Source organism: Sandaracinaceae bacterium, assembly GCA_020633055.1.
Taxonomy (GTDB): domain Bacteria; phylum Myxococcota_A; class Polyangia; order Polyangiales; family Houyiibacteriaceae; genus JADJJE01.
Map to the genome: position 1 here is coordinate 89246 of JACKEJ010000005.1, position 15713 is coordinate 104958.

Below are 15713 nucleotides of genomic sequence, written 5' to 3' on the forward strand. Positions count from 1 at the left end.
TCTGACGGTCCGCGGCGGCGCCTCAGCCCTGGGGTAGGTCGACCGAGAAGCCCTCGGCGGCCAGCAACGACTTCATGAGCTGCTTGTCGTTGGACTTCATGTAGGCCTCCTCCGGCGTGACGAGGTCGTTCTTGACGTGCTGCAGCAGGTGGTCGTTCATGGTCTGCATTCCGAGGTTCCGGCCGGTCTGCATGACGCTCTTGAGCTGCACCGTCTTGCCCTCGCGGATGAGGTTGGCGACCGCGCTGTTGCCGATGAGCACCTCGTAGGCCGCGATGCGACCGCCGCCTTTCTTCTTGCAGAGCACCTGGGCGATGCAGCCGCGGAACGACTCGCTGAGCATGATGCGGATCTGCTCCTGTTGGTCGGCCGGGAACTGATCGATGATGCGGTCCACGGTGCTCGCCGCGCTCGTGGTGTGCAGCGTCCCGAACACCAAGTGTCCGGTCTCCGCCGTCTCGATCGCGATGGCGATGGTCTCGAGGTCGCGCATCTCGCCCACCAACACGATGTCCGGGTCCTCGCGCAGCGCGGCGCGCAGCGCCCGCTTGAAGCCCGTGGTGTGCTCGCCGATCTCGCGCTGGTTCACGAGGCAGCGCTTGTTGGGGTGCACGAACTCGATGGGATCCTCGATCGTGATGATGTGGTCCGCCCGGTTCATGTTGATGAAGTCGATCAACGTGGAGAGCGTCGTCGACTTGCCGCTACCAGTCGGGCCGGTGACCACCACCAAACCCTTGGTGAGCCAGCACAGATCCAGGACCTTGGGTGGCACGCCGATCTGCTCGACGGAGAGCAGCTCGAATGGGATCTGGCGGAACACGGCGCCCACGCCGTGCCGGTCGCGAAAGACGTTCGCGCGGAAGCGGCACAAGCCCGGGATGTTGTGTGCGAAGTCCGCGTCGTTGGTCTCGTCGAACTCGATGCGGCTGCGCTCGGGCATGATCTCGGCGATCATGGCGGCGATCTCGTCCGAGCTGTAAGCCTCGCGGCGCTCGAGGGGGTGGATCTCACCGTCCTTGCGCACCATGGCCACGACGTTGGCCGAGAGGTGCAGGTCGCTGGCGTTGACCATCTTCATCAGGCGCAAGAGGCGGTTGATCTGCGGCTCACCGGGTTCGAGCTGGACGTGCATGCCGTCCGCGGCCGCGTGATCGGGGATGCCGCCGTCGATGTAGCCGCGTGCTTCGCCGCTTGGCTTGGGGCTCGCCTTGGGAGCCTGGACGGGCGCCGCCGGCGCTGGGGCGGCAGCTGGAGCCCGCACGGCGGCGCGCGGCGGCGCGTCTGCCGCCGGGAACGGGATGGCTTCGACGTCGGCCGGCGCGATGCGCGCAGGCTTCGCCGGAGAAAGCAGCAGCGCCCACGACGACGGCCCCGCAGCGCGCACCTCCACTTGCACCCGCATACCGGCCTCGGAGTCGTGCTGGAACGCGCAGCGCCCTTGGGCCTGCAGTTCTTGCAGCGCCGCCGGTGGCGCAGCCTCCTGAACCATCGCGACGACCATGTCGTGATCGATGGGCTTGCTGGACTGGCGGTCCCCTGCGTCGAAGTGAAAGGTGACCGGCATGTCGGACACCAACCGGACGCCGTTGGCCTTGTGCTTGAGCAGGTGCTGAACGTAGAAATCGATCCGTAGCATCGGGTGGCGAAGGTATCATCGCGCGTACGGGCCTCAGCGAAAAAATGCGTCGAGGCTGTGCCCGCGAGCGGCCCCCGAGTGTCCCCACGCAGGGCCCCTGCCCTCCAGAAAGACGCCCCACATGACCGACGGCTCCGACCCCACTGCGCCTCCGTCTCCTCCCACACGCGCGCTGCCGCGCACCCTCATCGTGGCCGCCGGCGTCGTCCTCACGCTGGTGATGGTGTGGGTGCTGCGCGCCGTCTTCACCCCTCTCTTCTTCGCGTTCTTCATCGCGTACATGCTCGACCCGTTGGTCGACCGCTTCGAAGCGCGCGGCCTGCCGCGCGGAGCGGGCATCGCGGTGCTGCTCGCGGGAACGCTCGGGGCCCTGGTGGTGGCGATGTTGCTGGTCCTCCCTGGCATCGTGTCGGAGTTCACCGCGTTCGCGCAGGCGCTCCCCGGAAAGCTGCAGGACTGGGTGGCGCGGCTCGAGCCGCTGCTCACGCGCTACGGCGTGCCAGTCCCCCACACGCTCGACGAAGCGCTCGCCAGCCTGCAGGTCGACGCGCGTGAGGTCGCCAGCAGCGCCGTGACGCCCGTGTCGTCCGCCCTGCGCTGGGTGGCGGGGGGGACGGCGTCCGTGTTCAGCGCCGTCGCAGGTGGGCTGATGGTGCCGGTGTTCGCTTTTTATCTCCTGTACGACTTCGACCGCATCGTCGCGGCGGGCGGAGAGCTCGTGCCCTACCGGCACAGGCCCATCGTGTTCCGCATGGCCGCCGACATCGACGAGGTCCTCGGACACTGGGTGCGGGGACAGTTCCTCGTGATGGTCGCGCTGGGCGCTCTGTATGCCGTGGCCTTCTCGCTCGCAGGCGCGCCCTTGGCCATCCCGATCGGGATCATCGCGGGGTTGTTGTCCTTCATCCCGTACGTCGGCGGCGCGCTGGGTCTCGGGCTGGCGCTCCTCACGTGCGCGGTCGAGGGTCGCCTGTGGCCGTCGATGGGCTACGTGGTCGTTGCGTTCGGGATCGTGCAGGTGCTCGAGGGCTTCGTGATCACCCCGAAGCTCGTCGGCGACAAGGTGGGGCTGAGCGCGGTGGTGGTGCTGCTCGCGTTGATGATCGGCAACGAGCTCTTCGGCTTCCTCGGCGTGCTTATGGCGGTGCCAGGGGCAGCGGTGGTGAAGATCTTCGTGGTGCGAGCCACGCGTGCCTACCGGGCCAGCGACTTCTTCGGGACTCCGACCGACGAGCCCACCCCGATGCCCGACACGCTCGCGGCAGCCCTGGACGACGACGGGGACGGCGGCGGCGAGCCGCACGAGCCGGACGGTGCCGCTGACGACGGCGCTGGCGCGAGCCACGACCCGAGCCCGCGGAACGAGCCTCACGAGCCGCAGAGCGAGCGGCGTGATGACGACGACCCCGCCGCCAGACCAGGCGACGTCCCGCGAGCAGGCCCACGAGACACCTCGGATCCGCAGGCCGAAGCCTCCCCCGCCCGCAGCGATGGGGGGGGCGTGGGAGCATCGCCGCAGCGCCCCGCCGAACCCACCGACGACGACGCTGCATGAGCCCCGACAGCGCGCTTTACAGATTTACAAGCAGAAGACGATCTTCACCGCTCGTTTCCGCGTTGGCTTTATAGTTTTCAGCAATATCCGACTGACAGCGTAACAACCCGAAATCCCACGAGGGATCGGGCACTTGGCTTTGAGCGGGCTGCCATGGGTCTGAAATCGTGTCGCCTCCGCGGTAGCGCACCCCTAAAATGTGAGCTACGGAAGGGGCTCTTTTCGGTCCTCACATCCCCCTGGAGGGAAGACCCGATGGCTCAGCAGAATCCACGCCCATACAACGTCGAGTACCTGAACAACCCGAGCCAAGAAGAGCTCCGGGAGCTGGCGCTCGCGCACACGCCCGCCGTCCAGCAGGCCAAGTCCGGCTCCGTGAACAAGGTCTCGCGCAACAAGTCGCGCGTCGCTGCGTACACGTACATCATCGACGGCTCCGGCCTCGACCGCTGGAGCCACCAGGTCATCGACCCGGACAAGGCCCGCGACATCATCGCCCGGCAGGAGGCCTACATCGCGGAGAAGGGCAAGCTCATCGCGATCGACGGCTACGTCGGCTTGGGCCGCGGCGCGTTCGGAGCCACCTGGCTCTACACGCTCGAGGGCGCGAACATCGCCGGCATGCAGCAGATCCTCGCGTTCCCGCGTGAGGACGTCGAGACGCCCGCGCAGCTGAAGGAGGCGTTCAAGCCGGTCTTCAAGCTGGTCTACACCCCGGACCTGCGCCTCGAGGACATGCCCGGTCGCCAGGCGATCATCGTCGACATCGAGAACTGGACCACGTACGTCATCGGCGCGGACTACTTCGGCGAGTCGAAGAAGGGCGTGCTCCGCATGCTCAACGAGTACTCGTACCAGAAGGGCGCGCTCGTCCTGCACGCCGGGGCCAAGTCGGTCACCCGCAAGGACGGCACCCGCGTCGCCATGACGGTCATGGGCCTGTCGGGCACCGGCAAGACCACCACCACGTTCTCCAAGCAGGGCGACCGCACCGAGCCAATCCAGGACGACATGGTCACCCTGTGGCCCAACGGCGCCATCAGCATCACGGAGAACGGCTGCTTCGCGAAGACCGAGGGTCTGTCGCTGGAGTCCGAGCCCATCATCTACGAGGCCACCATCCGCGGTGACGCGTGGCTCGAGAACGCCTACCTGGGCGAGGACGGCGAGTACGACTTCAGCAAGGGCGTGCTCTCGGCGGCCGAGGTGAAGCGCGTGCGCGAGATCCTGCTGCTCACCGGCGCCAACGGCGCGAACGTGGACAAGTACATCGCGGGCGAGGTCAAGGCCGAGGACGTGCTCGACGCGCGCGGCGTGCCGGCCGACGGCTGGGACTTCGTGGTGTGGAGCCAGAACGGCCGCTCCATCGTGCCGATGAGCTCCATCCCGGGCGCGGCGGACTTCGGCAACCTGCCCGAGGTGAAGTCCATGGGCGTGCTCAACCGTGACGAGGGTCCGGACGCGGCGATGCCCGGCATCCTGCGCTTCACCTCGCCGGAGCAGGCCGCTGGCTTCTTCATGCTGGGTGAGACCAGCAAGACCAGCGCCGCCGGCAAGGACCGCGGCAAGACCCGCTCGCCCTTCACGCAGCCCTTCTTCCCCGCCAAGCACGGCCTCCAGGCGCAGCGCTTCGCGGAGCTGGCCTCCACCATGAGCGGCGTGACCATGTGGCTCATGAACACCGGCTACGTCGGCGGCGACGCCAACGACGTGAAGGCGGACAAGGCCCTCAAGGTCAAGATCCGCCACAGCTCGGCCATGCTCGAGGCCCTCCTCAGCGAGGACATCAAGTGGAAGGTCGACCCGGACTTCGGCTACGAGATCGTGGACGTGGACGCGCCCGAGAACGCCGCGCTGGTGGACAAGGTCCCGGCCGACATCCTCGAGCCGCGCCGCTACTTCGAGAAGGTCGGTCGCGCGGAGGACTACAAGAAGTGGGTCGCGAAGATGAAGTCCGAGCGCCGCGAGTTCTTGGGCCGCTTCGCCGTGGCCGCGCCCATCATCGAGGCCACCTGCGCGTGAGCCAGTCACCACCCGCGGGCCTCGCGGGTCGTGGAACCTGAACGAACGCCCGGCCTCGGCCGGGCGTTCGGCGTTTGGGCACGTGTGCGACGCGCAAGCGTCCCCCCACGGCCATGTGCAACCCAGGCGCGCCGTCCGACAGAGCGATGGGCCACACCGACACGGCGCGAACAGGCGGGCCCTCGGCGGCTGACCGGGGACGTTCGTCAGCAGGCGGTGAGGAGTCGCGCGACGAGGCCCCGGGCGACCTCCGCTCGAGGCTCGGCCAGCTGCAACCCAAAACGCTCGGCCACGGCGCGCGCAGCGGGGCTGAACGCCAGCGGCGGCAACCCACCCGTCAGGGCAACGACCACGTCCGCACGTGCCCGCGCCGCGAAGTCCGCGCCCAGCGCGAGGTGCAGCGCCCCTGGAGGCGCGTCCTCGGCCCACGCGCGCAGCTGGGCGTCGATGACATCCGCTTCCGCAGGCACGCTGGCCCCGCGGTACGAGAGCGCGCCTGCCGCGACGTAGTCCTCGCCTCGCGCCGGTGCGTCCAGCGTGAGCGGCCCCGAGGCACGACGCAGAGACGAGATCACCACGGGCACAGAGCGCCCGACACCCGCCTCCGCCAGCTGCAGCAGGAAGCGCTTGGCCGCGAGGTCGCCGCGGCGAACGCCGAGCACGACCACCGTCGGCCCCCCCAACGCGATGAGCTCGGCCGGCACACTGCACGGTACGGCAGCGTCGCCGCGCCGGGGGTCCCCGAGGTCGCTCAGCTTCACCCGCGCTCGACCTCGAGCCCGTCGGCCTCCCAGTGGAGGAACCCGCCCGAGAGGAAGCCCACCTCGACACCCTGCTTGCCGAGCGTGTCCGCGAGCTGCTTCGCGTCGTCCTCGGTACGGGAGTAGAGCACGCGCAAGCGACCATCCGTCGGCGCCAGCTCCGCAACGCGCGTGGCCGCGGTCTCCACGGGGACGTTGATGGCGCCCGGGATGCGGAAGCGCCCGAAGCTGCGCTCGTCACGCACGTCCACGGGCAGAACCTGACCCTGCTTGAGCAGCTGCGCGAGCTCGGCCGGCTTGAGGGCCGTGGCGGCCTGCGGCAGGAACGGCGCGAGCATCTCGAGCAGCTGGGCGCGGTCCAGCACGCCCTGCTCGGCCGCGACGGGCCGACCGCCGTGCATCACGACCAGCATCGGGATGCTCTGGACGCGGAACATCTGTGCCACGCCCGGGCTGCGCTCGATGTCGATTTTGACGACCTTGATGATGCCTTGCAGCTCACCCGCGATGCCCGCGACGACGGGCGCCAGCTGCTTGCATGGTTGGCACCAGTCGGCGTACAGGTCGATCAGGACGGGCAGCTCGGCGGCGAGGACTTCGCGCTCGAAGGTCGCGTCGGTCACGGCGATGACGGTCATGGCGGAGGTGTAGCAGGGCTGCCGAGGCGCTCCAACCGCTCCTCGACGTGGACGACATGACCGCTCGGGCTCGTGGGTCGCGCGCCTAGGACGGCGCCAGCGCAGGTCGGTTCAGTACGCGCCGCCGCCGGCCCCACCCTGAACGATGGCCACCCCCGCGCTGGTCCCGAGCCGCGTCGCTCCGGCGGCCACCATGGCCTGCGCGCTCTGGATGTCGCGGATGCCTCCCGACGCCTTGACGCCGATCTGTGAGCACACAGTGGCGCGCAGGAGGGCGACCGCCTCGACGGTCGCGCCCCCGGGGCCGAAGCCCGTCGACGTCTTCACGAACTGCGCACCGGCCGACTGCGCCACGGCGGCCCCGACGCGTATGAGCTCGTCGCTGAGCGCAGCGGTCTCGAGGATCACCTTCACGATGCGCCCCTCCGCGGCCTGCACGACGGCGGACAGGTCCAGCGCGACGGTGCGGTAGTGACGGTCACGCAGCGCGCCGAGGTGCACCACCACGTCCAGCTCGGTGGCGCCATCGCGGACCGCTTGCTGGGCCTCGGCGACTTTGGCGGCGGTGCTGACGCATCCCAGGGGGAATCCGATGACGGTCGTGATGCCCGGCGCGGCGTCCGCCAGGCGCTCCGCGCAGAAGCGCACCCACGCAGAGGGGACGCACACCGTCGCGAACCCGTGTGTGCGAGCCTCCACGCACAGCTGGGAGTAGTCGGCGGACTGCGCGTCGGCGCGCAGCAGTGTGTGGTCGATGAGGGACGCGAGTTCGTGCACGCAGCGAGGCTACACCAAGCTCGCCGAGCGAGGCCGGAGGAACGCCCGAGCGTTCGTCAGAGGCCGCGCAGCACCAGGGCGCGCTCACACGCGTCGAGGCTCTCGCGCATGACCGCGCGTGAGCCGTGCAGATCGGCCGACAGCGCCCGCGCGAGCGACGCAAAGGGGACCGCTGCGCTCGCGCGTCGTCCGAGGCGCTCGATGAGGCCCAGCAGCTCGCGCTTCGCGGCGGCTTCGTCCTCGATGCCGTCCCCGGCGCGCTCGGAGACCAGCTGCAGGGCGCGCTCGGCGTCCTCACGCGCGTTGGCGGGGAGGTCGTTCAGTGCGGAGCGGCAGCGCGTGACGCAGTCCCTGTAGGCCTCGGGCTCAGGCATCGCTCACCCCGGCGCCGCGCAGGAGCTTCTCGCTCAGCTGCCAGAGGCGCCTCCCAGCCAGCTCGTCGAGCGCGGCCTGCGACGGGCGCGCTCGACGAGCACGCGCGAAGTACTGGCCCGTGGTGTCGTCGAGCGCGGGATGCGTGGCGGCGTGGATCGACGTGGCGGCCCCCTCTGCGGGCGTGAGGAGGACCAGCCCAGCCACCTTGTCGCTGAGGAAGCTGAGCACCCCGCTGTCGCGCGTGATCTCCGTCGCGACGGAGCCAGGGTGCACGGCGTTCGAGCGGACGTGGCGGTCCTCGCCGTGGAGGCGGCGAGCGAGCTCGGCGCTGAACAGCAGGTTCGCGAGCTTGCTCTGGTCGTAGGCGCGCAGCCCGGAGTACCTGCGCTCCAGCATGAGGTCGTCCCACTGCATGGCGCGGCAGTGCACGTGGCGGCGCGAGGAGACGTGCACGATCCGCGCTGGCAACGACGGACGCTCCGCGAGGTGGTCGAGCAGCCCCCGCGTGAACGCGAAGTGGGCGAGGTGGTTCACCGCGAACGTGTCCTCGAACCCATCGACGCTGAGCGTGCGCTCCGCGTGCCACACGCCCGCGTTGTTGACGACGACCGAGAGGGGCGCCAGCTGCCGCTTGACCTCCTGCACGCACGCCTCCACCTGGGCCAACGAGCTGAAGTCCGCGCGGATGGCCACGGCACCTGGTCCGAGCGAGTCGACCGCGCGTGCCAGGCGGCCCGCGTCGCGTCCGATGATGGCGACGCGCTCGAAGCCGCGCCGCAGGAGACCGCGCGCAGTCTCGAGGCCGATGCCCGCGCTGCCACCCGTGACCACGGCGTGTCGCGTCCCGATCGTTTCATGCTGGGTGTTTCGCATCGGGCGGAGGGTAGCAGTCCAGCGCTGGTGGTGTACGGGGCGCGCCACCTCGGACCGCGCCACGACGGTCCGGGCGACGTGCGACGGCGCCCCGAGGGGCCACTGGGCACTTGCGGCGACGCGCGGGAACGGGCATCACACCCCGCGTGAGCGACACGATTCGAGGCAAGGTACTGATCACGGGCGCGAGCGGGTTCATCGGGAGCTGGCTGCGCGACAGGCTGTTGGAGGAGGGCTCGGACGTGCTCGCCATCCGCCGGCCGGGCTCGCCCGAGGCGAAGACGGGGCGCAGCGTCGAGGCCAGCTACGACGACGTGGCGTCGCTCGAGCGGCTGATGGACCGCGAGCGCCCCGACTACGTGCTGCACGTCGCGGGCGCGACGAAGGGGCGCACGTACCAAGACTTCGAAGCGGGCAACGTGATGCCCACCGAGAACCTGCTGCGCGCGGTCGCGTCGCAGCACCCGGGTCTGAAGCGCTTCGTGCACGTGTCGTCGCTCGCCGCGTACGGCCCGGGGAGGCCCGGCGCCCCCCTGCGCGAGAGCGACCCGCGCCGGCCCGTCGAGTTCTATGGCGAGAGCAAGCTGGCTGCCGAGCGCGTCGTCGAAGGGGCGAACGTGCCCTACACCATCATTCGGCCGAGCGGCGTGTACGGCCCGCGCGACGTCGACATGTTCGAGCTCTTCAAGCTCGCTCGGAGTCGCGTGAACCTGTTCTTCGGCAACCGCCGGAGCTGGGGCAGCTTCGTCTACGTCGACGACGTGGTGGACGCCATCCTGCGGGTCCCCACCGTGGCGGAGACCGAAGGCCGCGGCTACTTCCTCTCGGACGGCGAGCCGATCACCTGGGAGACGCTGCAAGCCGACATCCTCTCCGTCGTCGGGCGTCGCGCGCTGACGGTGTCCCTGCCCCGACAGATGCCGTTCATCGCCGGCGCGCTCGGCGAGCTGGCCACACGCGTCGATGGGCAGCCGCGCCTCATGAACCGGCAGAAGGCCATCATGGGGGCACAGGAGGCTTGGACCTGCCACGCCGACGCGGCGGCCGCGGACTTCGGCTTCGCGCCGTCGATCGGGCGACGAGAGGCCCTCGCGCGCACTCACGCTTGGTACGAAGCGAACGGCTGGTACGGGCGCTGAGCCCCGCGGCGCACGCGGCAGAAAGCCTTCGCGCGCGGTGTGACTGTGATAACTTCCGCGCCCATGGATTCACCGTCGGCGCTGGTGCCCGGACCGATCGCGAGGACCCTCCTGGAGCTCGCGGAACGTCGGGCCAGCGGAGAGATCGCCATCGGGGGCCGCAAGCTCGTGCTCCACGAGGGCCAGGTGACGGGCGTGCTGCCGGCCCCTGGCGACGAGCCGCTGGACACGTTTTTGGTGAAGGCCGGTCGCCTGGACGAGGGCGGGGCGCGGCAAGCTCGGTCGAAGTCGGAGATCTCCGGGAGACCGCTGATCCAGGAGCTGGAGCAAGTCCTGACGCCGACGCAGCTGACGCAGGGGCTGCGCGCGCTCTGGCTCGATCGTCTCGTGTTCGGACTCCAGGTGGACGTCGACGCCGGGCAAGGGCTCAACGACTTCGAGCCCTCCCCCGCCCTGAGCGCACGCGCGGGCGAGCACCGTACCCCGCTCCTGGAGCTGCTCCTCGACGCCCTCGCGCGCCGCGCGGGGGAGCGCGACGCCGGGCTCGTGGGGTCACAAGCGGGCAAGCTGTTGATCTGGCACGAGGGGTCACACCGCGCCGCGGCCGAAGCGTGGGCCGAGCTGCCCGTCCTCGACCCGCCACGCGTCGCGCGGCTCCTGGCCACGTCGCCGGCGGCTGCCTCGCGGATCGCAGCGCTGCTCCGAGCAGGGCTCGTGTACCTGAGCGCGCGAGTGGACTCCCCCCCTCCTCCACCGCCACGCCCCACGACCATCGCCCCGCCGCCCGCGGCACCGGTCGCGGCCGGGCCCGCCGCGGGTTCGGTCGTCCAGCTCATCCCGCAGCCCCGAGACGCGACGGGACGCCCCAGCGAGTTCGGCATCAAGCTGCCCCCGCTGCCGCCCATCCTGATGCGCCTCGACGACCCTCTCGATCCGCTCGAGAAACGCATCGCCAACCTGGAGGCCAGCAGCGCGCCGGCCCGCGAGCGCGCGACGGCGTGGCTCGAGTTCGGCCGCGCATGGCAGCGCCACCACCGCTCCCTCGAAGAGGCCTGCCGCGCCTTTCGCGAGGCAGCCGCGGCGGACCCGACGTTCTACGATGCGCTCGACGCCGCAGCGACACTGTGCACCGCGATGGGCCGCGTGGAGCTCGGCAACGCCTACGCGCGCGCAGCCGCTGCGGCCGCCGGCAGCCCGGCCGAGCGGGCCCGCGGCCTCAAGCTCATCGCGCGGAACGCGCAACGCTTCGGCGCTATCGACGAGACCGAGGCCACCCTGGTCGAGGCGCTCGCGGCGGACCCCACCGACGGTGACGCGTTCGAGGCGCTAGCGCGCGTGCGGGTGCGCCGCGGGGACCTCAGCGGCGCCGCTGAGGCCGCCGAGGCGGGTGCGGCCGCTGTACGACGGCCTGAGCGCGCCTGCGCGTTGCTGGGCTTCGCGCGCAGCCTAGAGGATTCCCCCGCGCGCACCAGCGCCTACGCACGCGCGCTGCACGAAGGTGGTTTCGGTGAGGCCGCGCTCAGCGAACTCCGCCACGCGTCCGCGGCAGCGCGAGAGCCGGACGTGCGGCGCGGGTTTCTGTTGGAGGCTGCCGAGCTGGCGGAGCTCGCCGAGCACCCGGACCTCTCCTGCGGGTTCCTGCTGGACGCGTTCGTGGCCGAGCCGCAGCTCGAGGTCTTGCACGACCCGCTGGCAGAGGACGCCCGCGCGGCGGGCTCCGACGGGACGCTGTCGGTCGTGCTCGAGGCCGTGGGTGCGGCCACGTCCGGCGTCGCGCGCGCCCGCTGGCTGCTGGAAGCCGCCAGCGCGTTCTCGAGGAGCGGCGAGGACACGGGGCGGGACACGTGGGCCGGCGAGCTGCTCACGCGCGCCCTGATCGCCGACCCTGGCTCCGCCGAGGTGCTGGCCGCGATCGAGGCCGAGGCCGAACGGTGGGCGCACCCGACGCTGCTCCTGGACGCACTGGAACGTGCGGGGCGTCTCCTCGAGGACGGCAGCGCCCAAGAGGACCGTGAAGCCCGGGCCGCGCTCTTGCGCCGCGCCGCCGCGCTCGCGGAGGACGCTGGCCAGCCCGCGCGGGCGCTGAGCTGTCTCGGTTGGGCGCGGGAGACGGGACGCACCGGCGACGGGCAGCCCAGCGCCCCCGACGGCGACACCACGCAGCAGGAGCGGCTCACCAGCCTGGCCACCGCGCGCGCCGACTTGTTCGGTATGGCCCGGAGCGACCTGGACGCAGCCTCGGGCGACCAGCGCGACGCCCTCTCGCTGCGGCTCGGGCAGCTGCTGCGAGACGTCCCAACGCACCGTGAGGAGGCCATCAGCTGTCTACGGGTCGCCCTCGCCGGGTCGGCCGAGCACCGCCCCACCGCCTTCGCGTCGCTCGCGCGGCTTTACCGACTCGAAGGCCGAGACGCAGACTTGATCGAGCTGTGGCTCGAGGCCCCTTCGATCCTGGGCGCCGAATCCGCCTCCGAGGCGCTCGGCCACGCGTCTGGCGCGCTCGCGCTCGCCAACGATCCGCTGGGGAGCGCAGGCGCCGCCCTACGCGTGCTGGAGCTGGCTCCCGCGTCCCGCGTGGCGTGGGCGCGCCTCGATCTCGCGGCGCGCCAGGTGGGCGACCCAGAGCTGCGACTCCAGGCCTTGCGCGCGCGGCTCCGACAGGACCCAGAGCCGCAGGAGGCGGCGCGACTCCAAGGGCAGGTCGCGCTCCAAGCCGACGCCGCAGGCTCTCCCGACGAGGCGATCGCGGCGGCGCGTGCCGCCCTCGCCCTCGACCCGCGCTGCGCGGACGCGCTGGCGCTCTTGGTGCGCTACTTCGACGCGCTGCCGGAGCGCGAGGCCCTCGAGTGGGTCGGCCCGGCTCGCGCCGCCCTCGGGGACACGCCCGCCTTGCTCGAGACGTGCCTCGCGCTGGCCGAGAGAGCCGACGACGAGGAGCTGGCGAGGACGTTGCTGGACGCACACTTCCGCATCCTGCCGACGCCAGCCGTCGCCCTCGAGCGCGTGCGTCGCGCGATCACCGCCTCGGAGCGCGACCCGGAGCGCGACGCCGACGCCCTGCTCGAGCGAGCGGACCAAGCGCTGCTCCCGCTCTGTGTCGCGCCCGAGACCGCCGCGGTGGTGTCGGACGCCCTCAGTACGCTGCGCAAGCTGTCGCGCGAGAACGCCGCCTGCACGCTCGCGCTACGCGCCCTGGACACGCTCGGGGAGAGGGAGCTGCTGAAACAGAGCTGGGAGCTCGCGAAGTCTGGCGTGGATCAGGCCTCCAAGATCGCCACTCTGGAGCGCATCGTGGCGTGGACCGAGGCGTCGGCGCGCGTGGATCCGCTGCGGCGGCTCGCGGCCATCCAACGAGAGCTCGGGAACGCCGCGGCCGAGGCGCGGACCCTGCTGCGGGTGTTGGCCGAGGAGCCGCACGACCCACCAGCCCTCGAGCGCTTGGCGGAGTTGTACACGGAGACGGGGGAGACCCAGCGGCTGATGGCCGTGCTCGCCCTGTCGCTGGAGGCTGCCGTGGGCGTCCTGCCGCGTCGGCAGCGGCTGCTCTGCCTCGCGCAGGCCGCCATGCAGCGCGCACACGATCTCGAGCGGGCGAGGGGCTTCGTCGAACAGGCCGTCGAGGAGAGTGGCTTCACGGACGCCCGTGCACAGCGGGCGCGCGAAGAGTGGCTGGCGCTGGTCGCCCAAGCACCGGCCCACGCCGAGGGGACCCCTCCACGGGAGATCGGGCTTCGCACGCCAACGGAGCCGGGGGACGCGGCAGTCGGCCCGTTCGACGCCGACGCATGGGAAGCCGCGGCGCGCGACGCGGCGGGTGACGACACGGACGAACTGGCGCGGCGGTTCGCGGCGACGGTGCGGGCCCTCGAGGACGAAGGGGAGCTGCTGCAAGCGCTCGACCTGGCCACCCGAGGCCTTCAGCTGGACCCACCGCATCCCGAGCTGCTGGTGACCTTCGAGCGCCTCACGCTCGCCAGCGACGCGGTCGACCGCGCCAAGGCCATGTACGAGGACCTCTGCGCGCGAGCGATGGGCCCCCACGGATTGCGTGGTCTGCGCTACCGCCAAGCGCGCTGGCTGGAGAGCGCTGGCGCCAACCGTGAGGCCTTGGACGCGTACGCCCTGGCGTTCGCGATGGCGCCCGGGGAAGGGGTCGTCTTCAACGCCATCGAGCGACTGTCCGTCCTGGTGTCCGACTCGCACGCCATGGTGGACGCGCTGGCCGCGCTGGCCGAACGCGCCACGCTGGCCGACCGACGCGTCGAGCTGACCCGCCGCGCAGGGGGGCTCGCGGAGAAGGTGCTGAAGCAACCGCTGCGCGCGTTCGACCTGTACGAGAAGACCTTCAAGCAGACGAACCGCAGCGAGCTGCTCCCCACCCTGCGGCGCCTGGGCAACCTGACGGAGCAGGAGCAGCCCGAGCGGGTGGCGAGCATGCGCGAGCGCGTGGTCGAGGGCCTGCGCAGCCGGATCGAGATGAGCTGGGACGCGCCGGATCAGCTGGAATCGCTGGCCGTGATCGCAGCCATCGCGGGGGAGGACCGCCGCGATCTCGACGCCGAGTGCCGAGTGGCGGAGGAGGCGCTGGCGATCGTGCGGCGCGAGAACGAAGGACAGCGCGTCGCGGCGGCCCTGTGCCGCGCGTTGGCCGGGCGCCTCTCTGCCGCGGGACGGTCGGATGAGGCCTCGATGTTCCAGACACGGGCCGACGAGCTGGATCCTCGCGAACCGGGCGAGACCCACGACTCAGGAGGCGCGCCGCGTACGGCGTCGGACTCGTCGCGGCCTCCGTCGGACGAGGTTGGCACGGACACCGACGCAGGAGCGGAAACGGAAGGGAGGGCGCCGCGACCACGCACGAGCGCCGCGCCCGAGGCCCCGGAGGGCTGGACGCAGGCCCCCGAACGCGGAGGCGTGGAGAGGCCCTCGGCCGGGCCCACAGCAACGCTCCCCGCCGCGCGGGACACGGCGACGTTGACCTTGGCCGAGCTCGAGGCGCTACCCCCCGAGGCGGCCGGCAGCGCGGACGCACGCGCCATCGCCGCCTTTTTCCGGGTGGGCACGCTGGAGCAGGCCATCGGCCCAGCGCCGGAGCCCGGTGTGGTGGACGCCATCCGGCGGGGGCCACGCGAGCTCGACTTCGGCGTGCTCTCTGCGGTGTGGCACTGCGCGCTCCCCATCTTCCGCAAGACCCTCCGGCAGTACGGAGCGGCTGACGGTCGCCGCGTGAGTGGCATCGGCAACCGTCCCCTCGCGCTGGCCGTGCGCGAGGCCCTGGCGCGCACACGCTCGCACGACGTGGCCGTGTACGCGTGCGACCCGAGCGCCGGAACGATCACCGTCGCGCCCACGCATCCGCCGTCCGTGTTGGTGCGTACCCTGGACGACTCCCCGGCGCGGCTGGTGTTCCGCCTCGCGCGCGCCATGCACCTCGCGCGCCCCGAGAACATCCTGCTGAGCAGCCGCTCGGCGGATGAGGGGCGCATGCTGATGAACGCCATCCAGGGCGCGTTCGGCCCCCACGACCCGGGTCAGTCGATCGATCCGGACACGGCGACGCTGGCGGCCGATCTCTGGCATACGATCGCCTCGCGCGACCAGGCGGACATCCGCCACGCGCTCCAGGATCAACGGCTGGACTTCGAGGAGCTGGCGCTCCTCACCCAGTCCCGCGCCGCGCTCGTAGGGCTGGCGTGCTGCGGCCAGGTGAGCGCTGCGGTCGCGGGGCTGTTCGCAGACGACCCAGACCTCGCCGAGTTGGTCGAAAGCCCTCCGGACGAGCGCTTCGCGCTCGCGCTCGAGCGCTCGCGTGGGTTCAGGGCGATCATCGAGCACACACTAGCCGCCCGTCGGTGACCTGCGCTTTCCGTCGCGCCAGCGCCCGGGGCTCAATCGTCTCACGGTGAGCGAACAGACCCTCGAGGGTTCTGCGAC

10 protein-coding genes are annotated in these 15713 nt (G+C 71.3%); 4 read left to right on the forward strand and 6 right to left on the reverse strand.

All coding sequences use genetic code 11. The annotated features are described in order from the left end of the window. Positions 1–22: 22 nt before the first annotated feature. Positions 23–1135 carry a type IV pilus twitching motility protein PilT gene (locus tag H6726_05270; protein MCB9657044.1) on the reverse strand — a complete coding sequence of 371 codons (1113 nt, stop codon included), beginning with the start codon at positions 1133–1135 and terminating at the stop codon, positions 23–25. A gap of 625 nt (positions 1136–1760) precedes the next feature. Between H6726_05270 and H6726_05275 the strand changes: the two genes are divergently transcribed. Further along, positions 1761–3194: an AI-2E family transporter gene (locus H6726_05275; protein ID MCB9657045.1), complete on the forward strand. Its 1434-nt coding sequence runs from the start codon at positions 1761–1763 to the stop codon at positions 3192–3194. A gap of 255 nt (positions 3195–3449) precedes the next feature. Then, complete coding sequence (locus H6726_05280; protein ID MCB9657046.1) at positions 3450–5216, forward strand: phosphoenolpyruvate carboxykinase (ATP); 1767 nt, start codon at positions 3450–3452, stop codon at positions 5214–5216. Between the two features lie 206 nt (positions 5217–5422). On the opposite strand, the gene H6726_05285 is transcribed toward H6726_05280, so the two are convergent. The 5 genes from H6726_05285 to H6726_05305 all read right to left on the reverse strand — a co-directional run bounded on the left by H6726_05285 (position 5423) and on the right by H6726_05305 (position 8640). Continuing rightward, complete coding sequence (locus H6726_05285; protein MCB9657047.1) at positions 5423–5977, reverse strand: hypothetical protein; 555 nt, start codon at positions 5975–5977, stop codon at positions 5423–5425. Continuing rightward, a complete protein-coding gene (locus H6726_05290) occupies positions 5974–6615 on the reverse strand; it encodes a thioredoxin (protein ID MCB9657048.1) in 642 nt (213 codons plus the stop codon). Before H6726_05290 ends, H6726_05285 begins: the two co-directional genes overlap by 4 nt. A 111-nt stretch (positions 6616–6726) precedes the next feature. After that, positions 6727–7392: a deoxyribose-phosphate aldolase gene (gene deoC / locus H6726_05295; GenBank protein MCB9657049.1), complete on the reverse strand. Its 666-nt coding sequence runs from the start codon at positions 7390–7392 to the stop codon at positions 6727–6729. Between the two features lie 56 nt (positions 7393–7448). Beyond that, positions 7449–7766, reverse strand: a complete 318-nt coding sequence (locus H6726_05300) for a hypothetical protein (GenBank protein ID MCB9657050.1) — start codon at positions 7764–7766, stop codon at positions 7449–7451. Further along, a complete protein-coding gene (locus tag H6726_05305) occupies positions 7759–8640 on the reverse strand; it encodes an SDR family NAD(P)-dependent oxidoreductase (GenBank protein ID MCB9657051.1) in 882 nt (293 codons plus the stop codon). The genes H6726_05300 and H6726_05305 overlap by 8 nt, the downstream gene beginning before the upstream one ends. Before the next feature lie 146 nt (positions 8641–8786). Here H6726_05305 and H6726_05310 point away from each other — a divergent pair, with 146 nt between their 5' ends. Both H6726_05310 and H6726_05315 read left to right on the forward strand, forming a co-directional pair. Beyond that, on the forward strand, positions 8787–9779 hold the full coding sequence (locus tag H6726_05310) for an NAD(P)-dependent oxidoreductase (GenBank protein ID MCB9657052.1): 993 nt from the start codon (positions 8787–8789) through the stop codon (positions 9777–9779). Positions 9780–9842: 63 nt separating this feature from the next. Next, positions 9843–15635: a hypothetical protein gene (locus tag H6726_05315; GenBank protein MCB9657053.1), complete on the forward strand. Its 5793-nt coding sequence runs from the start codon at positions 9843–9845 to the stop codon at positions 15633–15635. Positions 15636–15713: the final 78 nt, after the last annotated feature.